The following is a 21,317-nucleotide window of genomic DNA, read 5'->3' as shown; positions in this document are numbered from 1 at the left end:
GTCTAAGGCAGCGTGCGCGTGTCGCCGATGACCAGGCGGTGCGATTCGGTAGGCTCCTCGGTATGACCGGATCGGTGAGCAAGAAGTCGTTCTCGCTTCCGCAGGACGTGGCGGAGCGCCTGGAGCGTGAGCCCAACGCCAGCGCGTACGTAGTCGACACGATTCGGGCGCGGATGCGTGCTGAGGATCTCGACGCTGAATTGGCCCGCCGGGGCATGACCGTGACGGCGGAGGGGCAGGCCCGGGCCAGGGCGCAACGCGCCTCGGTCGAGCAGGAGTGGTCGCCTGGTCGACGTGCCGCGCTGCGGGACCGTTCACGCCGCGCGGCCGCCGAAATGCTCGATGGTCCCGGCAGTCAGGCCCCGGCAGCGTGATGGATCCGAACGGGCCGGCGGTCCGGCTGATACTGGACCGGTCTGCGTTGCTCGGCTATCTGGCCGGATCCATGGATGTCGCCGAGCCTATCCACGAGGTGGCTCACGATGGGGTCCGCTTCGGTGTGCCGGCTGTCGTGGCGGCCGAAGTGCTGGCGATGGTGGACGATCCGGGTGATCGGGCGCTGGTGCACCGACTGCTCGAACGTCCGGCTTGTGCAGTGTTGCCCACTTGGGGTGAGGACTGGCAGGAATTGGCGTACTGGCGTGTCGTTACCGGTCGGGTTGACCTCGCGGCCGTCGTGATGGCTGTGCTGGAGCACGACGCCTCGGTGTTGACGAGCGAGGGTAAGGCTTACGGCGACGGCGGCGACCTTCCGGTCATTCGCTTCCCTGGCTAGCCGAGACGCGCCAGCGACGACGACGCGCCGACCGGCGATCCTGCCGGCCGACCGACGCGCCGTCGAAGTGGCTCACTTCCGCTTGATGCGGACCGTCTGCTCGAACCGTGGGTAGTCGCAGACGTCCTGATTGCACAGTTCGAAGCCGCCGCTGATCAGCGCCACACCGGGGTTGAGGGCCAGCCCGCCGCCCTCCACCCAGGCGCGTCCGGTGACGGCCTGCGGCTCTCCGGTGCACGAGTCGAGCGGGGCCCAACCGCTCGCGTACGCGACCCGGTCGCCGGAGCGTTGCCGGACGATCAGTTCGGTGGCGCCGGACAGGCCGGGATCGCAGGTCACGGTGAGGGTGATGTCGACGGCGACGCCCCGGGCGACAAGGGTCGCCGAGGTGACGTCGACGGTGCTGGCCGCGCTCGCCGGTGTCGGCGTGAGCAGCGCGACCAGGGACAGCCCGAGCAGCGCGGTGATGGTGGTGATGCGGCGCACGACGTACTCCTTCACGGGAGTGGTTGGTCCGGTCACCCTAGCCCCGCTCGGCGTTTGCGAATATCGATGGAACGCGCGATGTTCGCCCACCGAGCGGCCGATGACCGCAGCCGCGACGCCGACAGGTCCGGGTCATGACGCCAGCAGGTCGAGTGCGCCGCCGACGAGGAAGAGCCCGGCTGCCACCCAGCGGAACAGGTGCAGTGGCCGGGTCTGGTCGAGCAGTGCGCCGTAGGCCGAGAGCACCGACCCCCAGAGCCGGTAGCCCACGGCGGCGAGGGCCAGCCGTACGGCCGGAAGGACGACGGCGGCGGAAACGACCAGGGCGAGCAGGATGCCGACGGATGTCGAGGTCCGCTCCCACACCCAGTCGTCGGCGCGCACCATGCAGACGGCGATCACCAGGATGGCGACGACGGCAAAGTACGGGACGACGCTCTTGCGGGTCGCCTCCGCATCGCGGATCAGGTCACGCTGGTCGGCGGGCAGTTGGTCGGCGAGCAGGCTGTTGACTCGACGCACGACGTACTCGAACTGGTCCGGACAGAGGGTTTTCTCGTGCCGGTCCCGACAGGTGTGCTCCTCGGGCAGGGCGGCCCGCACGCTCTCGTGGAAGTCGCGGTACTCGCCGAGGGACAGGTGTACGCCGTTGGGGACGGTGGCCGGTGGCCGCGTCGCCAGGATCAACCCACGGCGGGGGACCGTCTGGGCGACGTCATCGCGAACCGTCTCGTGCAGCAGCACGAGCCGACCGACCTGGCGCTTGCGCCGCATCCGGTGGAACGTCCGGCCGGCCCGCGCGGCGGACGCCGCTCCCCGTCGCCGCAGTTTCCCGGCGTCGGCGAGATCCACCAGGATGGTGAGCCCGGCCAGGTAGAGCATCGACTTGCCCAGGCGACCCCAGAAGACCATGGTCAGGCCGAAAAGCTCCAGCTTGTCCGTGGGCTCTCCGGCGATCCACGCGGCGACGACGTCGAACAAGCCACCCATGCGAACTCCGACCGGTAGCGACGAAGGCCAACACGTCGATGGTCCCAGCCGGGGCAAGCGCCGGTACGGTCAGGCGCGCGAGCGGGGCAGGCAGCACTTCTTGTACTTGGTGCCCGAGCCGCACCAGCAGGCGTCGTTGCGGCCCGGCGGCCAGGAGGTGATGCCGGCGTCGTCGAGGCTGTCGGCGTACTCGTCGAGGGTTTCCTCGTCGATGGGGTCGGCACCGGCGAAGGCCGCCAGACCCTCGACGCTGCCCGCCACGACGCCCAGGCCGACGCCGCCGCCGAGTCCGGACGCGTCGACGAGGGCGCGCTCGGTCTGGGCGCGATGCTCGTCCCAGGTGGCCGGGTAGCTCTCGGTCAGGGCCGGCCAGCGCAGCAGCAGCGCGTCGAACTCCGGCTTCGGCCAGAACAGCAGTGTGGCCGGGCCGTCGTCTAGCACGTCGGCGGCGTGGCTGGCCGCGTCGCGCAGCCGGTCGGCGAGAGTGTCGTGCTCGTCGTGCGGCAGGCCCAGTTCCTCGCGCAGGTCGTGCCGCCGCTGGGCCAACCCGAAGATCATGGCGGCGGCCGTGTCCTGGGCGTCCTCGGACTCGTACTGGTGGGTGCGGCTGCGGTCCACCATCGCGTCGAGTGCCGCGGTGAGCCAGTCGACCGCCGTCTCGGCGTGGCCGGACTCGGTCAGCTCGTCGACCAGGTGGGCGGCGTCGGGATCGGTCTCCAGCAGCGGACGCAGCTCGGACAGCTCTGCCAGGCCCTCGTCGACCCGGCCGAGGCGCAGCAGCAGGCCGCCGCGCACGGCCCGGCCGTACGTGTTGTCGTCGGGCTGTTCGGCGACGGCACGAGTGGCCAGGGCCAGCGCGTCGGCCAGGTCGCCGGCCTGCTCCAGGATGTCGGCGGCGACCAACAGGGCGTACCCGGTGTCGGCGGGGTCGGCGACCCGGCCCTCGTCCACGGCGCTCACCAGCTCGGTGACCAGCGCAGCCGGGTCCGGGGTGCCGGATCCCAGGGAGCCGATCTCGGCGATCCGCTCGGTGGTCAACATCTGGGGCATGGGCACATCCTGAGCGACGAGCGACGACGGGTGACGACCGGCCAGCGTACCCCCGGAACGGGCGCAGCCCGGGCGGCGAACCGCCCGGGCTGCGACGCGGACCTCAGCGGGTCGCCGGCATGGTGGCGAACTCGCCGGCTAGCTCGGACTCGACGATCGCCGTGGCGGACGGCCGGCGACCGGCCGACGCCCGCCGGGCGGACGGGACGGCGAGGGCCGCGAGCGCGGCGGCGAGGGCGATCGCCGTGAGGAGGAGAAACCCGGCCGTGAAACCGGCCTCCCGGGGCAGGCCGCTGGCCTGCGGGTGGGCGGTGATCACGCCGCTGACCACGGCCGCGCCGATCGCGCCGCCGATGGTACGGATGTTGGCGTTCATGCCGGTCGCCACGCCGGTCTGGCTGGCGGGCACGCTGGCGACGATGAGGTTGGCCATCGACGCAAAGGCCAGGCCGATGCCGAGGCCGACCAGACCACCGGCGACGGCGACCTCCCAGCGGGTGTCGTGCGCGGCGGCGAGCATCGCGGACGCCGCCACGTTGAACGCCGCGCCCGTGGCGAGCTGCGCCTTGGCGCTGAACACGGCCTGGAGCCGGCCGGCGACCAGACCCGCGACGAACATCGCGACGAGCATCGGCAGCATGAGCAGACCGGCCTGGCTGATGCTGGCGCCGAAGCCGTAGCCGGCGGCGGTCGGGGTCTGCACGAACTGCGGCAGGAAGGCGTACACGGAGAACATCGACCCGCCGTAGAGCAGGGCGACCAGGTTGGTGGTCCAGACGCCGGGCAGGCGCATCATCCGCATGTCGATCAGCGGGTTAGTCGAGCGCAGTTCGGCGACCAGCCAGCTGACCAGCAGCACCACGGCGAGGGCCAGCAGGCCGAGTACCCGGGTGCTGGTCCAGCCCCAGGCCGCGCCCTGGCTGATGGGCAGCAGCAGCGCGACCAGCCAGCCGGAGAGCAGCAGGGTGGCACGCCAGTCGATCCGGCCCGGCGTACGCACCGGGGACTCGGGGATGAACAGGTGCGCGGCGACGGCGGTCAGCCCCACCACGACCAGCGGAATCCAGAACAGCCACCGGTAGTCCAGCGCGGTGACGATCGGGCCGGCCAGCACGACGCCCAGGCCACCGCCGGCGGCGACGATCGCCGAGATGGCGGCGACGGCGCCGGAGACCCGTGCGGCGGGGAACTCGTCGCGGATGATGCCGAACGACAGCGGGAAGACCGCGCCGCCGATGCCCTGCACGACCCGGGCGACGATCAGCACGCCGATGTTCGGCGCGATGGCGGCCACCAGGCAGCCGAGGGCGAGGGCGGCGAGCGAGACGACCAGCATCCGCTCCTTGCCGACCATGTCGCCGACCCGTCCGAGGATCGGCGTGAAGATCGAAGCGGAGAGCAGGTAGGCGGTCAGCACCCAGGTCACGGTGTTCTGGGAGGTGTGCAGGTCCTGCTGGATGGTCGGCAACACCGGGGTGATCAGCGACTGGAGCATCGCGAAGAATCCGGCGCCGGCCGCGAGCACGGTGAAGGTGAGCCGACGCGAGCCGCGTCGGGAGGTCACTGCCACGAGAGAAAACTCCTGAAATGGTACGGAAGGAGACGTGTGTCACCCGTCGTCGGCGGCGGGCAGGTTGTCGGGTCCGGGCGATCGGGTGGCCAGGCGGATCGGGCGGGTCCCGAGGTAAGCTATCCGGAGGCAGGCCTCCGGGAGTTCCGGAGGGGTGCCTCCACTAAGCTATCGGAGGGTTGCCTCCGGATGCAACCAGGACGAGGTGACGCACGTCATGACCACCGCGGGGCAGGTGCCCGAGGTCTTCGCGCAGCGGCCCAAGCGGGCCGACGCGCGGCGTAACTACGACGCCCTGGTCGCCGCGGCACGCGACGCCTTCGCCGAGAACGGCGCTGCCGCCTCCCTGGAGGACGTGGCCCGCCGGGCCGGGGTGGGCATCGGCACGCTCTACCGCAACTTCCCGACCCGGCGGCACCTCTTCGAGGCCGTCTACGTCGAGGAGGTCCGGGCGCTGAGCCGCTCCGCCGAGGACCTGGCCGAGCTGCCCCCGTGGGACGCCCTGGTCGCCTGGCTGCACCGCTTCGTCGCGTACGTCGCCACCAAGCGGGCGCTCGCCGAGCAGTTGCTGCACGACTCGGAGATTTTCAAGACGTGCCGGACGGAGATCTACGCCGCCGGCGAACCGCTGATGCGTCGCGCCCAGGCGGCCGGTGCGGTCCGCGACGACGTCGGCTTCGACGACGTGGTGCGCCTGATCAGTGGGCTCACGATGGCCCAGTTCCCGTCGCCCGAGCAACGCGACCGCGTCCTCGGTGTGGCCCTCGACGGGTTGCGCCCGGCGGCCGCCACTCGCTGACGACGCTCACTCGTCGACGAGCACCAGCCACTCGTCGTCGAGCCGTTTGACGACCGTCCCCGCCGGCCACCGGTGGCCGGGATCGACCACCGCCCGGGCCTGCTCCACCTGGGGTGGCCGGCTGAACTGCGCGTCGCGGAAGCTGGCCATGCGGTGGAACCGGGCCCGGCCGAAGTTCGCGGCGTCGGTGAAGCGGGCCCGATCGAACGACGCCTCCCCTTCGAAGATCGTCCAACGGAACAGCGCCATGTTCGCGAAACGGGCGTTGGAGAAGCTGGCCGATTGGCCGAACTCGCTGTGCTCCATGGACAGGGCGCCGTCGAAGACCGCCTCCTGGAACGTGGTGGCGTCCTCGAAGCGGGTCGCGTCGAAGCTGGTGGGCTGACCGAACGTCGCCCCGCGGAACGAGGTCTGCCCGGCGAACAGGGACCGCCGGCAGTACAGGCCGTCGGCGAAATCGGCCCTGTCGAAGCTCGCGAGGCCCTGGATGCGGGCGTCGTCCAGGACGACCTCGCCGCCGGCCGTGAGGCCGTCGAGGGTCAGGTCGCTGAAGCTCGCCGCTCGTAGCAGCAGACGCCCCGTCGTCGTCGCGCCCGCGAAGCTGGTCGTGCCGGTGAACGCGGCCCCCGTGAAGGTCGCGTCAACGAGGGTGCAGCCCGTGGCGTCGAAGTCGACGAGCGCCGCGCCGGTCAGATCCAGTACGACGCCCGGCCAGTGCGCCGTCTCGTCCTGGTCGCGCAGGTGTCGGGTCAGGACCCGCTGCGCGGTGCGCCGGACCTCCGTCTCGCGCGGTTCGTCGTCCGGCGGCGACATCCGCAGGTACGCGCAGAGCACCGCCACGATCGTCGACCGTTGCGAGGGGTTGTCCTGGCCGAGGCGTTCCAGCGCGTGCAGCCCGCCGAGGCGTACCGCCGCGGTGTCGTTGCCGAGCAGCTCGACCGCCCGGGTGTAGAGCTCGGTGAGCCGGCGTTCGGCGGCGTCGTGCTCGGCGGCGGTGGACTGCCGGTCCTGCTGGCGCTGCGCGGCCTCGGCCACCGACTCGCTGTGCGCCTGCACCCGGTCCCGGTGCGCCTGGTCGCGGGCGGCGACGGTCTCCTGGTGGCGCTGCGCCCGCTCGGCGATCCACTGCCGGCGCGCGGCCAGCAGCAGGGCGAGCCCGCCGCCGGTACCCGCCACCACGCTCAGGCCGGTGCGGATCGCGTCGATGCGCAGCGTGGCCCGGGTGTCCGGCTGGATTGCCCGGTCGGCCTCGGTGAGCAGCAGGTCGAGCACCAGCCAGCCCAGCGCGGCGGCGAGCAGCAGGCCGACCAGCACCAGCCACCACGGCATCACCCGCAACTGACGCTCGGGAGGTTCGTCGGCAGCCACGGCCACAGCATGCCATCGGTCGTCGGGGCGCGGGGGTGTGCCGGTGCCCCGGTGTCCGGTGTGGAGCGTGACCGGTTTGCCGGTTTGCGCCCTCGGCGGGACAACGGGTTACCGGCGCGTAACAAGTCATTGACGTTGCCGAATTGTTGCGGGCATCATCGTCGCACGGTCGACCGGACACCCCCACCCACCTGCCCGGATCGTCGGGCGCCTCCCCCCCGGAGGTGCAGCCATGCTGCTCCGAAAGACCGTCCTCGTCCTGTCCCTGGCCACCGCCGCCCTGCTCGCCTCGGCGGGAACCGCGACCGCCGCACCCGCCGCCTCGGCCACCGTCTCCGCCGCCGCGGCGAACCCCGTCATCGTGGTCGGCGGGCTCAGCGGCGTCGCCGTCGCGTACGAGCCGATCGCCGCCCGGCTGCGCGCCGACGGCTACCGGACCTTCATCTACCAGCTGCCCGGGCTGGGCCTCGGCGACATACCCGCCTCGGCCCGCGCGTTCGCCGGGTACGTCGAGCAGGTACGCGCCACCACCGGCGCGACGACCGTCGACGTCGTCGCCCACTCCGAGGGCGGCCTGGTCAGCCGCTACTACCTCAAACGGCTCGGCGGCACCGCCACCGTCGGCCGGTACGTCAGCCTGGGCACCCCGCAGTACGGCACGTACGTCGCCAACATCGTGTCGTTCCTCGGCCTCGGCAGCTGCGCCGGCGTCGTCGCCTGCCAACAGATGACCATCGGTTCGGCGTTCCTCGCCGACCTCAACGCCGGTGACGACACCCCCGGGTCGGTGCGCTACACCACCATCCGCACGCTCCAGGACGAACTGGTCCGTCCGACCGGCAACGCCGCCGTCAACGACGGCGCGACGAACGTGCTCATCCAGTCGTACTGCCCGCTGCGGGTGGTGGGGCACCTGGGTCTGGTGCTCGACGGCACGGCGTACACCATCGTGCGCGGCGCCCTGGTCGACGGCCCGGTGCGACCCAACTGCCTGGCGGTCTGAGCACGTCGGTGCGGCGGTCCGCCGGGGACCGCCGCACCCCGCCCGCGACGGCCACTGTCGGGTACGTGACGATCCTCGGAAACGGTGTGGCAGACATCAGATGTCCTCGATAGCCTGCTCCGGCCGTCCACTCCCGACAGTGTGGACGTGGTCCGTCGAGAGGGAGCAGTGGGCATGACCGAGCCGCAGCGGGTGCCGCCGGAGAGCACCCCGCCGACAGTGCCGCAGCTCGACGTCCGGGCCGCCGAACCCCCGGCGGCCGATCCTCCGCCGGCCACCGGCGGGTTCGCCGACCGGCCACCGGGCTACCCGAATGCCCTCATCTGGCTGCGCGCCGGCATCCTGCGGGACTGGCGGGGCGTGCTCGGCGCGTTCGTCGCCACCTGGTTCTACCTGCCGATCGCGCTGCTCCTGGCGTTCTGGGGTGGCCTCAGCTTCGCCGTCGTCGGCCTCTTCGCCGGTGGCGCCGGCGCGGACGACCAGATCCCCACGGTGCTGCGCGACGCGCCGCTGATCGGCTCGCTGCTGGACGCGTTCCTCAGCCGCTCCGGCGGGATGCTGGGCGGGGTGGCCGGGTTCGTGGTCGGTTTCCTCGCCGGTTTCCTCGCCGTGCTGGTGCTGCCCTGGCTGACCGTCGCGGACGAGCCGCTGGCGCTGCTCACCGGCCTGATCGGCACGGTCGTCGCGGCGGCGCTGATCGGCGTCGTCTACACGCTGTACCGGGTGCTGCTCGAACCGAGCCTGCTGGTGGTGTCCGGCGCGCGCCAGCCCAGCCGCCGCGAGAACGCGCGACTGCGTCCGGTGCTGGACGACTGCGCCCGGCGCCTCGGCCTGCCCAGCGTGCCCCGGCTGCTCATGGAGGACGACCCGGTCCTGAGCAACGCCCGCACGTACGCCCGGCACGTGGTGGTCACCACCGCCGTGCTCGGCGAGCCGGACGACGAGGTCGCGGCGCTGCTCAGCCATGAGCTGGTGCACTGGCGCACCGGGGACGAGATCACCAGCGCCTTCGTCCGGGGCGTCGGCCTGCCGCTCACCCTCGCCCACGCCCTGCCCACCTGGCTGATGCGGACGTTCCCGCACCCGGCCACCAACTTCGTGGTGTTCCTGTTCTTCTGGCCGGTGCTGCTCACCATGCGGTACGTGGTGCTGCCCCTGCACGCCCGCGACGTCCGGGCCGCCGAGTACCGGGCCGATCTGGGCGCGGTGCTGACCGGGCACGTCGACGGGCTGCGGCGCATCCTGGAGCGACGGCTCTCCTTCGAGAGCGGACGCAGCGGCTGGGACGAGGCGGTCTGCGCCACCCACCCGCCGCACGAGCTGCGGCTCGACGCGCTGGAACGGGCCTCGATGATCGGCGCACCCGCCCACACGGGCGTACCCGCCGACGCGGCCGCGTCCGTCACCGCCGAACGGCTGTTCGGCCAGAGCGGTCCGGTCGGCACCCGCCGTACCTGGCTGCTGGTCGGCGTTCTCGCTCTCGTCGCCTGCCTCGGCGCCAGCGGGCTGAGCGTGATCCAGTGGGCGTTCTTCCGCCCCCAGGCGACGGTCGACGGGTTCTTCTCGGCGCTCGCCGACTCCGACAGCGAGGCCGCGCTCGACCACCTCGCCGACTCCGGCGAGGGCACCGACCACAAGCTGCTCGCCCAACTGCTGCGCGGCAAGGGCTACCAACCACCGACCGACGTCGAGGTCACCTCGCTGGAGCGGGACGGCGACACGGCCACCGCCACGGTGGCGTACCGGCTGGGTGACGCGCGGCAGACGGCAACCCTCACCCTGCGCCGCGAGGAGGAGACCACCGCCGGTCTGTTCCACGGCTGGCGGTTGGCCGGTGGGCCGATCCCGCTCAACTCGTCGATCGCCGAGCCGGGCGTACGCCTCAACGGGGTGGAGCTGCCCGTCGCCACCGAGGGTCCGCCGCTGGTGCTGCTGCCCGGCCTGTACACGGCGACCGGCCCGTCCAGCGCGCTGAGCGAGACGCCGACCCAGACCCTGCTGGTCGGCCCGGGGCAGGGCTCGGCGACCCTGGAACTGGCCCCCGTGCTCAAGCCGACGGCGGTCGAGGCCGTCCAGACCCGGGTACGCGCCTGGTTGGACGAGTGCGCCAAGCAGACGGTCGCCGCGCCGCCGGGATGCCCGTTCCGCTACTACGGCGGGTCGGCGCAGAAGGTCACCTGGAAGATCCTGGAGTACCCGAAGGTCGCCGTCGAGCTGACCGGCCCGAGCACCGCCCAGGTGTCCACGCCGCTGGAGGGTCAGGGCCGGGTGCAGGTCAGCGGCACCACCACGTACTTCGGCACCAGCTCGCCGTTCAGCGACGACGACGCGTTGACCGTCACGGGTCGGGCCACCGCCGACGGGGACGCCGTCACCTTCCAACCCGCCTCCGAGTGACCGGGAGACCCACCGTGACCGACAGCGACGCCGCTGCCCGGCTGCCCGTACGGCTGACCATCAACCCCCGGCAACGGCAGCCCGCGGCGGTCGACCTGTTGACCTGGATCCACCGCCGCCCGGAGTACCGGCCGGTGGTCCGGGCGGCCGGCGGTGGCGGGGGACGGCCCGGCTTCAGCGACGCCGTGATCATCGCGGTGCTGGCTCAGGGACTGCTGCCGGGGCTGTTCAACCTGTTGCAGTCCTGGGTGGACCAGCAGCGCACCGAGGCGAGCATCCGGATCCAGTCCGGGGACGCCGAGGTGGAGTTGCAGGTCAGTGGGCGCACGGACTCGGCCCGCCTGCTGGCCCAGGCCACCGAGGCGCTACGCGCCGCCCAGGCCACCGAGGCGCTGCGCGCCGCCCGCGAGATCGGCCCGGACGCCGTCGGCTGAGTCCACGGCGTCCGGGCCGGCGCGGTCAGCTCGCCTTGGCCAGCGCCTCGAACTCGTCGTCGGTGAGGCGTACGTCGGCGGCGCCCACGTTCTCCTCCAGGTGCGCCACCGACGACGTGCCCGGGATGGGCAGCATCACCGGCGACCGACGCAGCAACCAGGCCAACGCGAGCTGCGCGGGCGTCGCGCCGTGCGCGTTGGAGATCGCGTCCAGCGGACCGCCCGGCCGGGCCAGCTCCCCGGTGGCGATCGGGTACCACGGGATGAACGCCAGGTCGTTGCGCTCGCAGTAGTCCAGCACGTCCTCGGCGCTGCGGTTGGCGAGGTTGTAGAGGTTCTGCACGGAGACGATCTCGGTGATCGCCCGCGCCTGCTCGATCTGCTCCACGCTGACCTCGGACAGCCCGATGTGCTGGATCTTGCCCTCCTGCTTCAGCAGTGCCAGCTCACCGAGCTGGTCGGCGAGCGGAACCTGCGGGTCGATCCGGTGCAGCTGGTACAGCGGGATGCTGTCCAGGCCCAGGTGACGCAGGCTCAGCTCGCACTGCTGACGCAGGTACTCCGGGCGACCCACCACCCGCCAGTCGCCCGGTCCGGCCCGGGTGAACCCGGCCTTGGTCGCGATGACCAGGTCGTCGGCGTACGGGTGCAGCGCCTCGCGGATCAGCAGCTCGGACACGAACGGCCCGTACGAGTCGGCGGTGTCGATGAACGTCACGCCCAGCTCGATCGCCCGACGCAGCACCCGGACCGCCTCGGCGGGGTCCTTCGGATCGCCCCACACGCCGGGGCCGGTGATCTGCATCGCCCCGTAGCCGAGGCGGTTGACCGTGATGTCACCCCCGATCCGGTACGTCCCGGACGCCTTCGCGGGCTGCTTACTGATGTCGGTCGCCATAAGCCCATCCTTCATCATCTTCACGCCGTGGCGGGGACAGGACGACACTCCGCCACCGGGTGATCGTCCCCCGGGATCCGCCCGTCATGCCGCGGCCCGCCCGATTGTGTGCCGGGACACGGGTGGCGCTCTCCGTGTCCGGTCTGCTACGCCTGAGTCGAGTCGGCGCGGCCGGCCCGGGGGAGGCGCGATGTGGCGACGGTTCAGACCTGACCCGGTGGGTCGGTTGCGGGAGCGGCTGGACCGCTTCGCGGCCACCGGCGACCGCCGGGCGGTCCTCGACTCCGGCGCGATCCACGACGCCGAGGCCGTCGTCGAGCTGGTGACCGCCACGCCCACGGACGGGCCGCTGCCCGAGCGGGTCGCCGAGGGCATGTCCCTGCTGGCCAGCCTGCACTGGTACCGCTACCGGCTGCTGCCGTCGGGCGAGGACGCCGACGACCTCGACCAGGCGTTGCGGCTCACCGAGTTCCTGCTGCGCTTCGCGCCGGAACGGGTGCCGCAGCCGCTGCGGGAGCTGCTGCGCTCCCGACCCGCTTCCGCGGACCAGGCCCGACCGCCGCGCCCCCGGACCGCCCCGACGGGCAGCACCGCCCGCGACGGCGCGGCGAACGCCCGGTACGTCGAGGCCGTCCTGCTGATGGCGGCGGCCGAGACCAACCGCGACTACCGGGCGGCCGACCAGGCCGAGGCGCTGCTGCGGCAGGCGCTCACGGCCACACCCGCCGGAGCGCCGGAGCGGCTGCACTACCTGTCCGCCCTCGGCAAGGTGCACCGCGACCAGTTCCAGCACCTCGGCCGGCGGCGGGCCCTGGCGGCGGCCGTCGAGGCGCACCGGGAGAGCCTGGAGGCCACCGGCGTCGGTGACCCGGACCGTCCGGTACGGCTGTTCAACCTCGGCAACGTCCTCGGCGACACGTACGACGTCGACCACGACCCGGCCGCGCTGGACGAGGCGATCACCGCGCTGCGGGACGCGGTCCGGACCGCCGCGCCGGGCGCGCCGGTGCGCACGATGGCCCGGATGAACCTCGGTCAACGGCTGCGCGACCGGTGGCGGCTGCACCGGCGGCCACGCGACCTCGACGAGGCCGTCGACGCCTTCGCGGCGGCCCGGGACAGCGCCGATCCCCGGGCCGCCGCGCTGCACGGCGCCGCGCTCGCCGAACGGTTCGCCCGCGACCAGGCGTCTGCCGACCGGGACGCCGCCATCGAGGCGTACCGGTCGGCGTTGACCGGGTTCGGCGGCCTCACCCCGGACCTGGCCGGCACCGCCCAGTTCGGGCTCGCCAGCCTGCTCGCCGAGCGGCACCTGACCGCCGCCGACCCGGCCGACCTCGACGCGGCCATCGACGCGTACCGGGCCGGCTCCGGGTCGCGGCCCGACGGGACCGGCGGCGACGAGCTGCGGCACGTCGTGGGCGGTCTCCTGATCACCCGGTACGAGCTGCGACGACGGGCCGACGACGTCGTCGAGGCGGTACGGCTGCTGCGCGCCGGCCTGGCCGCCGCCCGGGACCCGGTCCAGCGGGCGCACCGGCTCGCCGACCTCGGTCACGCGCTCGCCCTGGGCCACGCCGACCTAGGCGGGGTGGGCGCGCTGCGCGAGGGCCGCGACGCGTTGACCGAGGCGGAACGGCTGCTGCCTCGGACCGACCCGCTGCGCCCGCACGTCCTCAACAACCTCGGCAACACCCTGCGTGAACTCGCCGACCTGGCCGGCGAGCCGGAGCTGCTGGAGCCGGCTGCGGTCGCGCTGCGATCGGCCGTGGCCGCCGCCGCGCCGGACGACACCTCCCTGCCCCGCTACCGCTCCAACCTGGGCCTGGTGCTGCACGCGCTGTTCGCCTCGACCCAGGACCTGGCGACCCTGACCGAGGCGATCCAGGTGCTGGCCCGGGTGGTCGACACGACGCCACCCGGGCACCCGGACCGCCTGCCGGCGCTGACGAACTACGGCTCCGCGCTGAACCGCCGGGTCGAACTGGTGGTCGAGGGCGCGCTGCCCGCCGACGGCCGGACCGCCGACGAGGTCGCGGCCGGCGTCGCCGGGGACTCCGACACCGCCGTGGCCGCGCTACGCGAGGCCGCCGAGCTGGCCGAACAGCAGGCCGACCCCACCGAGTACGCCCAGACGGTCGGCACCTACGCGCTGGCCCACCTGCTGCGGCACCGCCTCAGCGGTGACCTGCCGGCGCTGGACGAGGCGGTTCGGCTGCTCGACCGGCTGAGCCGGCGGCCGGTGGCCGACGCGGACCGGCACCGAATCCTCACCAACCTCGGCAACGCCCTCCTGCTGCGCCACCAGGCCGGTCACGCCGACACCGACGCCATGCTGGCCGCCTACCGGGCGGCCGTCGACGCGCTGGCACCCGAGCACCCCGCCCGCACCATGTGCCTGAGCAACCTGGCCACCGCCCTGGAGCGGGTCGCCGAGACCGGCGCGGGCGGCTCCGGCGCGCCGGCCGAGGCGACCGCCGCGCTGCGCGCCGCAGCCGATGTCGAGTCCGCGCCGTCGCTGCTGCGGGCGACAGCCGCCAGCCGGTACGCGGCACACGCCGCCCGGGCCGGCGACCTACCGGCCGCGCTCGACGGGTACACCACCGCCATCGAGCTGATCGACCTGGTGGCCTGGCACGGCATGGACCCCGACGACCAGACCCGTCTGCTCGGCCGCTTCCCCGGACTGGCCAGCGACGCCGCGGCGGTCGCCGTCGCCCTGGACCGCCCGGAGCGCGCGGTGGAGCTGCTCGAGTACGGTCGCGGCGTCCTGCTCACCCGCGCCCACGACGCCGGTGCCGACCTGGCCGCGCTGCGCGCGCAGGCGCCCCGCCTCGCCGCCCGGCTCGCCGACCTCCAGGCCGCCCTCGACGACTTCCCGGCGCGGTCGTCGGCCGGGCCGATGTCGCCGGTCGGATGGGACGACGCCGGGGTGGCGGCCACCGGGGCGGGAGCGACCCCGGAGCAGCGGTACGACCTCGCCACCCGCCGCCGCCGGTTGCTGGCCGAGATCCGCGACCGGCCCGGCTTCACCGACTTCCTCCGTCCGCCACCGTTCGACGAGCTGGCCCGGGCCGCCGCCGACGGTCCGGTGGTACTGGTCAACGTCGCCGACCGGCGCTGCGACGCGCTGGTCGTCGCCGACGGTCGGGTCACCGTTGTGCCGCTGCCGGAGCTGACCCTGGCCGAGCTGATCGTGCGGACGTCGCAATTCCTGGGCGCGATCGCGCTGCTCACCGAGCCCTCGCCGGAGGACGTCCCGCAGCCCGAGGTACGGCGTCGGCACGCGCTGGCCCGCGCCGAGATGGCCGGGACGCTGGACTGGCTGTGGCGGGTGGTCGCCGCACCCGTACTCGACGTGGCCCTGCCCACCCGGCCCGACGCCGACGCCGTGCCGACGGCCGGTGCCGGGCCCCGGCTGTGGTGGTGCCCCACCGGCGTGCTCACGCTGCTGCCGCTGCACGCCGCCGGCCCGCTCGATCACGGCGACGGGGTGCTCGACCGGGTGGTCCCGTCGTACACGGCGTCGCTGCGGGCGCTGACGCACGCGCGCCGGGGCGTCCCGGCGCGGCCCGACCCGGTCGACGAGGCGCTGTTCGTCGGCATGCCGGAGACGGCGGGTCGGGCCGACCTGCGCGGCGTCGCGCAGGAACAGGAGATCGTCCGGCGGCACCTACCCCGGGTACGTTCGCTGCTCGGGCCGCAGGCCAGCCCGGACGCGGTGCTCGACGCCCTGCCCGAGCAGCCCGTCGCGCACCTGTCCTGCCACGGCACCCAGGACCTGCGCGCCCCGGCCCGGGGTCACCTCGAGCTGGCCGGCGGCCCGCTGAGCGTCCGCGACCTGTGGCGGCCGGCGGAACGCCCCGCCGCGCTGGCCGTCCTCTCCGCCTGCGAGACGGTACGCGGTGGAGCGGCCCTGCCCGACGAGGCGCTCACCCTCGGCACGGCCTTCCAACTGGCCGGCTTCCGGCAGGTCATCGGCGCGCTCTGGTCCATCTCGGACGCGCTGACGGTCCGGCTCTGCGCCGACCTGTACGACGGGCTCGCGGTGCCCGGCGGAATCGCACCGGACCGCGCGGCCGTGGCCCTGCACGCGGCGGTCCGCCGGCTCCGCACCGCCCTACCGGGCCATCCGGACACCTGGGCCGGCTACGCCCACCTGGGCCCCTGACCGTGGCGTGCACCGCCAGGGGGATCAGCGGCCGGGGGCGTACCAGGTCACGCCGACCGCCGCGACCAGCAGCGCGGTGCACAGCAGCACCAGCCCCACCCCGATACGCAGCGACCGGACCGCCGCCACCGCCTCCTGATGGTCACCGAGCGGGGCCGGCGGAAGGGCCGCCACCGGGGTCACCGTCAGCCGGCCGTGCGCCGCGCGGAGCAGCGCGAGCGCCCCGGTCACGCCCGCGACCAGCGCGGCGAGCAGCAGCAAACCGACCAGGACGTCCCAACCCGGCGCGAGGGTGCTCACGTCGGAGCGGCCCCGGATCAGGCTGAACCCGACCAGCGCCACCAGCAGGCCACCCAGGCCGTTGCGCCAGGCCAGCGCCGCCGCGCGGACCCGGTCCAACTCGCCCCGCAGCAGCCCGGCGAGCTGCTGCGCGCGGTGCAGGTCGGCCACCGTGGCGGGCGGGCCGGGACGCAGACGGATCACGCCTCGACCTCCAGCCGCAGCGTCCAGTACGCCCCGCAGCCCCGCAGCCCGGCGGGGCACCCCGGGTGCTCGACCTCGCACTCGCACAGCAGCGTCCGGTAGCCCGGGTCGGGCGTCGCGGCGTCCTTGCGGTAGACCTCGTCGACGAGGGTGGTGGCGCTTGCGTGGCCGCACCGGGGACAGGGGCCGCTGAGCACCACCGCGAACTCGAACTCCTGAGCCCGGAAGTCCACGGCCGCCCGCGCGGCGTACGCCTCGTCGGTCACCTCGGCGTACGGCAGTGGACCCGACACCGGCTCGTCGTCGCGCATCCCGACCTCCCCGCCACCGACGTCTGGACCGTCCACCGTATCCGGTGACCCCACCGGGCACGCCCCCGTGCCCGTGTCCGCGTCCCGACTCTCCGACGGACCGACGAGGGGGAGTTGGCCGGAGCGACAGGTGCCGCCCTCCTCGGCGTGCGAGGCTGGGCGCGTGCCGGTGACGCCGGCTCGGGCGGCCGGCCCGGTGCGTGCCGGCGACGGCGAAAGGGAGCGCCATGGCGGGAGCGCCGCAGGTCGACTTCGCGCTCGACACGTACGAGTGCATCGTGATCTATCCCGGCGCGGCCGGACGGGCCCTGCCCCCGGAGACCGTGCAGCGGTTGCAGGCCGAACACGCCGAGCACATGCGGGCGCTGCAACGCGGCGGGATCATCCTGGTCGCCGGCTCGGTGGACGGCCCGGCCCGTACCCCGGAGCCGCCGATCGGCTTCGGGCTGGCCCGCACCGGCAGCGTCGAGGACGTGCGCAGCGTGCTGGAGGCCGACCCGGCGGTGCAGGCGGGCCTCTACCGGGTGGACGTGTTGACCTTCCTCTGCCCGGCCGGCTCGTTGGAGTTTCCCCTGGTCAAGGCTGGTAGCTGAGCGTCGGTCCGGCGGCTGGTGACGGTGCCTCGGCACACGCCGCCGGGGGCCGTCGCCGGGAGCGGGCCGACACCGGCTCGGCGCGGAGGCGTACGATTCCCGGCGCGCGGTCGCCGTTGCCCGTCGCCACCACGTTCCCGGTGCGCTTGCGCCCGCCGGCCCGACGCGTGCCACGCGTCGTTGGACACCTGTTCCGCTGCCTGCAAGGGGTCGGCCCCGAGTCCGACCTGAAGGAGAGACTAGCCTGATGGGCGTGACACGCCGCGCGAAGATCGTCTGCACTCTTGGTCCCGCCACCTCGTCCCCGGAGCGCATCCGGGGCCTCGTCGAGGCCGGTATGAACGTGGCGAGGCTCAACTTCAGCCACGGCAGCCACGAGGACCACGAGGCCGTCTACCGGATGGTCCGGGAGGCGTCCGAGGCGGCCGGTAAGCCCGTCGCCGTCCTGGCCGACCTGCAGGGTCCCAAGATCCGCCTCGGCAAGTTCGCCGACGGCCCGCACGAGTGGCGCACCGGCGACTCCGTCGTGATCACCAGCGACGACATCATCGGCACCAAGGAGCGGGTCTCCTGCACCTACCGGAAGCTGCCGCAGGAGGTGAAGCCCGGCGACCGCCTGCTGATCGACGACGGTCGGGTCGCCGTGGAGGTCACCGACGTCACCGGCAACGACATCCGCTGCCTCGTCACCGAGGGCGGTCCGGTCTCCAACAACAAGGGCGTCTCGCTGCCCAACGTGGCGGTCAGCGTGCCCGCCATGTCGGACAAGGACGCCGAGGACCTGCGCTTCTCCCTGGGGCTCGGTGTCGACCTGGTGGCGCTCTCCTTCGTCCGCTCGGCCGAGGACATCAAGCTCGTGCACGGCATCATGGCCGAGGAGGGCGTGTTCCGGCCGGTGCTGGCCAAGGTCGAGAAGCCGGAGGCCGTGGAGCACCTGGAGGCCATCGTGCTGGCCTTCGACGGCGTGATGGTCGCCCGCGGTGACCTCGGCGTCGAGATGCCGCTGGACCAGGTCCCGCTGGTGCAGAAGCGGGCGGTGCAGCTCTGCCGGGAGAACGCCAAGCCGGTCATCGTGGCCACCCAGATGCTCGACTCCATGATCGAGAACTCGCGGCCCACCCGGGCGGAAGCCTCGGACGTGGCCAACGCAGTGCTCGACGGCGCGGACGCGGTCATGCTCTCCGGTGAGACCAGCGTCGGCAAGTACCCGGTGCTGACCGTCAGCACCATGGCCAAGATCGTGACGACGACCGAGTCCGGCTCGATCGGCGTGCCCCGGCTCCAGCACGACCCGCGTACCCACGGCGGCGCGCTCACCGTGGCCGCCTCGTCGATCGCCCGGGCCATCAACGCCAAGGCGCTGGTCGCCTTCTCGCAGACCGGCGACACCGTGCGGCGGCTCTCCCGCCTGCACTGCGACCTGCCGCTGCTCGCGTTCACGCCGGTCCCCGAGGTGCGCGACCAGCTCGCCCTCACCTGGGGCGTGGAGACCTTCCTGATGCCGTTCGTGCAGCACACCGACGACATGTTCCGCCAGGTCGACCAGGCGCTGCTCGGGCTCAACCGGGCCAACCCCGGCGACTACGTGGTCATCGTCGCCGGCAGCCCGCCCGGCACCCCCGGCTCGACCAACACGCTGCGCGTGCACCAGCTCGGCTCGCTGGTCGACGCGGCGTCGGCGCGGGCGCTGCAGTGAGCGACGGTCGGGTCGCGGTCGGCCAGGCGGCGGTCGACCAGCTGCTGGAGGTGCTCGACCTCGACTCGACCGGGGAGATGACCTTCCGGGGGATGAGCCCTCCGGTCGGCCCACAACGCGTGTACGGCGGCCAGGTTGCCGGTCAGGCCCTGGTCGCCGCCGGCCGCACGGTGGACCCGGAACGGTTCGTGCACTCGCTGCACGGCTACTTCGTCCGCCCCGGCGACCCCGCCGAGCCCATCGAGTACCAGGTGGAGAACATCCGCGACGGCCGGTCGTTCTCGGTGCGCCGCGCGGTCGCCCTCCAGCACGACAAGCCGATCTTCTTCATGTCGGCGTCGTTCCAGCGGGCCGAGGAAGGGCTGGACCACCAGGCCCCCGCCCCGCTCGACGTGCCGCCGCCGCAGGACGTGCCGACGATGTCCGACCGGCTCGCCCGCTACCCCGAGCGGCTGGGCATTTGGGGGCAGATCCCCCGGCCCATCGACGTGCGCTACGTGGGGGAGCCCGGCTGGGTCCGTCCCGGTGACCGGCCGGCCGACCCGCACCAGCGGGTCTGGATGCGCATCGACGGCAAGTTGCCCGACGACCCGCTGCTGCACGCCTGCGCGCTCACGTACGCCTCCGACCTCACCCTGCTGGACTCGGTGCTCTCCGTGCACGGCGAGGTGTGGGGGCCGGGTGGCGTGGTCGGCGCGAGCCTGGACCACGCGCTCTGGTTCCACCGGCCGTTCCGCGCCGACGAGTGGTTCCTCTACGACTGCTGGAGCCCGTCGGCGTCCGGCGCGCGAGGTTTGGCGACCGGCCGGATGTTCACCACGGACGGCCGGCAGATCGCCAGCGCCGTCCAGGAGGGTCTGCTGCGCCGCGTCGGCGCCTGACCCGACCGGTCACGCCTGGTGGATGGCCTCGCCGGCGATCTCGATCTGCACGGTCTTGCCGACCAGGACGCCGCCGCTCTCCAACGCGACGTTCCAGAGCAGGCCGTAGTCCTCGCGGTTGATCTCCGCGGTCGCGCTGAATCCGAAGATGTTCTGCCCGTACGGATCACGACGCGCGCCGCCGAAATTCACCTGTAGGTTCACCGCGCGGGTGATCCCCTTCACCGTCAACTCACCGGCGAGCACAAATCGATTGGGCTCGGATTGCGGCGGGGGATTGTGACTTCTGCCTCGTCCACCGAGTCGGTTGCTACGCAGGCGTGCCCAGTAGAAAATCGGGTCGTCGTTGCTCTGCCACGCGATGCCCGTGCTTCGATATTCGAGCGTGGGATAACGCTCCACATCGAGGAAGTCGGCGCTTTTCAGATGGGTGTCCCGGTCGGCGCTCCCGGTGGAGATGCTCGCCGCCGCGATGGTGGCGGTCACCCCGGAGCGCAGCGGATCCTCCGCCACCGTGATCTCCGCCGTCGCCTCGGCGAACTCGCCGCGAACGGGACTCACCATCATGTGACGGGACAGGAAACCGATCCGCTTGTGCGCCTGATCGAGGCGGTAGGTGCCGGCGATCGGGATGGTCATGCCATCCCAGGTGCGTGTGGCGACATCGGTCATCGTGTTGCCTTCCCCCCGGGTTGTTCAATGTCCGGCCCGAACCCCGCTGACCGGTCGGACAGGCATACTGCCCGCCCAGCATAAGGACGCTTCGGAATCGTCCTTTCGGGCCCCACCGGGTAGTGGATCAAGGCGTACCTCGTTATTGGTTATTCGTCGATGCGTGACCGATCGGCCGAGGGCCGCCGGTCCCGGCGGATGACCTGCGGGCTAACCTTGCCGGCATGCGTCTCTCCGCCCGGGTCGACTACGCCCTCCGTGCGGCCGCCGAACTGGCCGCGACGGCCAGCGGCCCCGGGCGGGGTCGGCCGGTCACCGCCGACCAGATCGCCCGTGCGCAGGAGATTCCGCCGAAGTTCCTGGAGAGCATCCTGTTGCAACTGCGCCGGGGTGGCATCGTGCACGCCCAGCGCGGCCCGGAGGGCGGTTACTGGCTGGCCCGCCCGGCCGAGGAGATCTCCCTTGCCGAGGTGATCCGGGTGATCGACGGGCCCCTCGCGCACGTGCGTGGGCAGCGCCCCGAACAGCTCGGCTACCACGGCCCGGCCCGTGCCCTGCAGGAGGTGTGGATCGCGCTGCGCGCCAGCGAGCGCGAGATCCTGGAGCTGGTCAGCGTCGCCGACGTGGCCGCGGGCGCGCTGCCCGCGCGGGTCACCGAGCTGGCCGCCGACCCCCGCGCCTGGATCTGACCTCTCACCGGGGTTGACGCCGTCCGGGGCTGACGCCTCGGCGCTGACCTG

General features: G+C 73.1%; 20 protein-coding genes. 11 read left to right on the top strand and 9 right to left on the bottom strand.

All coding sequences use genetic code 11. The features are described from left to right. Positions 1 to 62 precede the first annotated feature (62 nt). The gene (locus tag ACN263_RS20505; protein ID WP_422735988.1) at positions 63 to 374 is read left to right on the top strand and encodes a hypothetical protein; all 312 of its coding nucleotides are present in this window, start codon (positions 63 to 65) and stop codon (positions 372 to 374) included. Next, positions 374 to 775, top strand: a complete 402-nt coding sequence (locus ACN263_RS20500) for a hypothetical protein (protein WP_422740767.1) — start codon at positions 374 to 376, stop codon at positions 773 to 775. The genes ACN263_RS20505 and ACN263_RS20500 overlap by 1 nt, the downstream gene beginning before the upstream one ends. Before the next feature lie 72 nt (positions 776 to 847). On the opposite strand, the gene ACN263_RS20495 is transcribed toward ACN263_RS20500, so the two are convergent. The 4 genes from ACN263_RS20495 to ACN263_RS20480 all read right to left on the bottom strand — a co-directional run bounded on the left by ACN263_RS20495 (position 848) and on the right by ACN263_RS20480 (position 4,871). Then, positions 848 to 1,261 (bottom strand): hypothetical protein, encoded by a 414-nt coding sequence (locus ACN263_RS20495; protein ID WP_422735987.1) that lies wholly within the window; start codon positions 1,259 to 1,261, stop codon positions 848 to 850. A 132-nt stretch (positions 1,262 to 1,393) separates the two neighbouring features. Further along, positions 1,394 to 2,251, bottom strand: coding sequence for a hypothetical protein (locus ACN263_RS20490; protein WP_422735986.1), 858 nt, complete (start codon positions 2,249 to 2,251; stop codon positions 1,394 to 1,396). A gap of 69 nt (positions 2,252 to 2,320) precedes the next feature. Beyond that, positions 2,321 to 3,301, bottom strand: coding sequence for an SEC-C domain-containing protein (locus ACN263_RS20485; protein ID WP_422735985.1), 981 nt, complete (start codon positions 3,299 to 3,301; stop codon positions 2,321 to 2,323). Positions 3,302 to 3,404: 103 nt separating this feature from the next. Continuing rightward, positions 3,405 to 4,871 carry an MFS transporter gene (locus ACN263_RS20480; protein WP_422735984.1) on the bottom strand — a complete coding sequence of 489 codons (1,467 nt, stop codon included), beginning with the start codon at positions 4,869 to 4,871 and terminating at the stop codon, positions 3,405 to 3,407. A gap of 217 nt (positions 4,872 to 5,088) precedes the next feature. Between ACN263_RS20480 and ACN263_RS20475 the strand changes: the two genes are divergently transcribed. Then, the gene (locus ACN263_RS20475; protein WP_422735983.1) at positions 5,089 to 5,670 is read left to right on the top strand and encodes a TetR/AcrR family transcriptional regulator; all 582 of its coding nucleotides are present in this window, start codon (positions 5,089 to 5,091) and stop codon (positions 5,668 to 5,670) included. 6 nt (positions 5,671 to 5,676) lie between these two features. Here the strand turns inward: ACN263_RS20475 and ACN263_RS20470 are convergent, their stop codons facing one another. Then, entirely contained in the window at positions 5,677 to 7,038 is a 1,362-nt protein-coding gene (locus ACN263_RS20470) for a pentapeptide repeat-containing protein (protein ID WP_422735982.1), read from the bottom strand. A gap of 232 nt (positions 7,039 to 7,270) precedes the next feature. On the opposite strand from ACN263_RS20470, the gene ACN263_RS20465 reads away from it, so the two are divergent. The 3 genes from ACN263_RS20465 (at position 7,271) to ACN263_RS20455 (ending at position 10,872) form a co-directional block, all read left to right on the top strand. Then, positions 7,271 to 8,041: an esterase/lipase family protein gene (locus ACN263_RS20465; RefSeq protein WP_422735981.1), complete on the top strand. Its 771-nt coding sequence runs from the start codon at positions 7,271 to 7,273 to the stop codon at positions 8,039 to 8,041. Between the two features lie 174 nt (positions 8,042 to 8,215). Next, positions 8,216 to 10,438, top strand: a complete 2,223-nt coding sequence (locus ACN263_RS20460; protein WP_422735980.1) for a M48 family metalloprotease — start codon at positions 8,216 to 8,218, stop codon at positions 10,436 to 10,438. A gap of 14 nt (positions 10,439 to 10,452) precedes the next feature. Continuing rightward, positions 10,453 to 10,872, top strand: coding sequence for an effector-associated constant component EACC1 (locus ACN263_RS20455; protein WP_422735979.1), 420 nt, complete (start codon positions 10,453 to 10,455; stop codon positions 10,870 to 10,872). A gap of 25 nt (positions 10,873 to 10,897) precedes the next feature. Here the strand turns inward: ACN263_RS20455 and ACN263_RS20450 are convergent, their stop codons facing one another. Further along, a complete protein-coding gene (locus tag ACN263_RS20450) occupies positions 10,898 to 11,770 on the bottom strand; it encodes an aldo/keto reductase (protein WP_422735978.1) in 873 nt (290 codons plus the stop codon). A gap of 190 nt (positions 11,771 to 11,960) precedes the next feature. Between ACN263_RS20450 and ACN263_RS20445 the strand changes: the two genes are divergently transcribed. Continuing rightward, a complete protein-coding gene (locus ACN263_RS20445; RefSeq protein WP_422735977.1) occupies positions 11,961 to 15,941 on the top strand; it encodes a CHAT domain-containing protein in 3,981 nt (1,326 codons plus the stop codon). A 24-nt stretch (positions 15,942 to 15,965) separates the two neighbouring features. Here the strand turns inward: ACN263_RS20445 and ACN263_RS20440 are convergent, their stop codons facing one another. Together ACN263_RS20440 and ACN263_RS20435 are read right to left on the bottom strand one after the other, a co-directional pair. After that, a complete protein-coding gene (locus tag ACN263_RS20440) occupies positions 15,966 to 16,424 on the bottom strand; it encodes a hypothetical protein (RefSeq protein WP_422735976.1) in 459 nt (152 codons plus the stop codon). Then, a complete protein-coding gene (locus tag ACN263_RS20435) occupies positions 16,421 to 16,735 on the bottom strand; it encodes a hypothetical protein (RefSeq protein ID WP_422735975.1) in 315 nt (104 codons plus the stop codon). Before ACN263_RS20435 ends, ACN263_RS20440 begins: the two co-directional genes overlap by 4 nt. A 227-nt stretch (positions 16,736 to 16,962) precedes the next feature. Here ACN263_RS20435 and ACN263_RS20430 point away from each other — a divergent pair, with 227 nt between their 5' ends. From ACN263_RS20430 to ACN263_RS20420, 3 genes are all read left to right on the top strand, one after another. After that, a complete protein-coding gene (locus ACN263_RS20430) occupies positions 16,963 to 17,328 on the top strand; it encodes a YciI family protein (protein WP_422735974.1) in 366 nt (121 codons plus the stop codon). A 247-nt stretch (positions 17,329 to 17,575) separates the two neighbouring features. Beyond that, a complete protein-coding gene (pyk, locus tag ACN263_RS20425; protein WP_422735973.1) occupies positions 17,576 to 19,024 on the top strand; it encodes a pyruvate kinase in 1,449 nt (482 codons plus the stop codon). Further along, positions 19,021 to 19,905 (top strand): acyl-CoA thioesterase, encoded by an 885-nt coding sequence (locus ACN263_RS20420; protein ID WP_422735972.1) that lies wholly within the window; start codon positions 19,021 to 19,023, stop codon positions 19,903 to 19,905. The genes pyk and ACN263_RS20420 overlap by 4 nt, the downstream gene beginning before the upstream one ends. A gap of 9 nt (positions 19,906 to 19,914) precedes the next feature. Here the strand turns inward: ACN263_RS20420 and ACN263_RS20415 are convergent, their stop codons facing one another. Beyond that, positions 19,915 to 20,577 carry a YceI family protein gene (locus ACN263_RS20415; protein WP_422735971.1) on the bottom strand — a complete coding sequence of 221 codons (663 nt, stop codon included), beginning with the start codon at positions 20,575 to 20,577 and terminating at the stop codon, positions 19,915 to 19,917. A 224-nt stretch (positions 20,578 to 20,801) separates the two neighbouring features. On the opposite strand from ACN263_RS20415, the gene ACN263_RS20410 reads away from it, so the two are divergent. Continuing rightward, positions 20,802 to 21,266: an RrF2 family transcriptional regulator gene (locus ACN263_RS20410; protein ID WP_030334362.1), complete on the top strand. Its 465-nt coding sequence runs from the start codon at positions 20,802 to 20,804 to the stop codon at positions 21,264 to 21,266. Positions 21,267 to 21,317 lie beyond the last annotated feature (51 nt).

The organism is Micromonospora sp. WMMD729 (genome assembly GCF_049315225.1).
Lineage (GTDB): Bacteria > Actinomycetota > Actinomycetes > Mycobacteriales > Micromonosporaceae > Micromonospora.
The sequence above is the reverse complement of the archived record's forward strand: the minus strand, read 5'-3'. Positions and strand labels throughout refer to the sequence as shown.

Coding starts and splice junctions, on each gene's coding strand:
- ACN263_RS20430 (WP_422735974.1), top strand. CDS start 16,963: ATGGCGGGAGCGCCGCAGGTCGACTTCGCGCTCGACACGTACGAGTGC.
- ACN263_RS20410 (WP_030334362.1), top strand. CDS start 20,802: ATGCGTCTCTCCGCCCGGGTCGACTACGCCCTCCGTGCGGCCGCCGAA.
- ACN263_RS20485 (WP_422735985.1), bottom strand. CDS start 3,301: ATGCCCCAGATGTTGACCACCGAGCGGATCGCCGAGATCGGCTCCCTG.
- ACN263_RS20475 (WP_422735983.1), top strand. CDS start 5,089: ATGACCACCGCGGGGCAGGTGCCCGAGGTCTTCGCGCAGCGGCCCAAG.
- ACN263_RS20460 (WP_422735980.1), top strand. CDS start 8,216: ATGACCGAGCCGCAGCGGGTGCCGCCGGAGAGCACCCCGCCGACAGTG.
- ACN263_RS20445 (WP_422735977.1), top strand. CDS start 11,961: ATGTGGCGACGGTTCAGACCTGACCCGGTGGGTCGGTTGCGGGAGCGG.
- ACN263_RS20490 (WP_422735986.1), bottom strand. CDS start 2,251: ATGGGTGGCTTGTTCGACGTCGTCGCCGCGTGGATCGCCGGAGAGCCC.
- ACN263_RS20505 (WP_422735988.1), top strand. CDS start 63: ATGACCGGATCGGTGAGCAAGAAGTCGTTCTCGCTTCCGCAGGACGTG.
- pyk (WP_422735973.1), top strand. CDS start 17,576: ATGGGCGTGACACGCCGCGCGAAGATCGTCTGCACTCTTGGTCCCGCC.
- ACN263_RS20500 (WP_422740767.1), top strand. CDS start 374: ATGGATCCGAACGGGCCGGCGGTCCGGCTGATACTGGACCGGTCTGCG.
- ACN263_RS20435 (WP_422735975.1), bottom strand. CDS start 16,735: ATGCGCGACGACGAGCCGGTGTCGGGTCCACTGCCGTACGCCGAGGTG.
- ACN263_RS20450 (WP_422735978.1), bottom strand. CDS start 11,770: ATGGCGACCGACATCAGTAAGCAGCCCGCGAAGGCGTCCGGGACGTAC.
- ACN263_RS20415 (WP_422735971.1), bottom strand. CDS start 20,577: ATGACCGATGTCGCCACACGCACCTGGGATGGCATGACCATCCCGATC.
- ACN263_RS20465 (WP_422735981.1), top strand. CDS start 7,271: ATGCTGCTCCGAAAGACCGTCCTCGTCCTGTCCCTGGCCACCGCCGCC.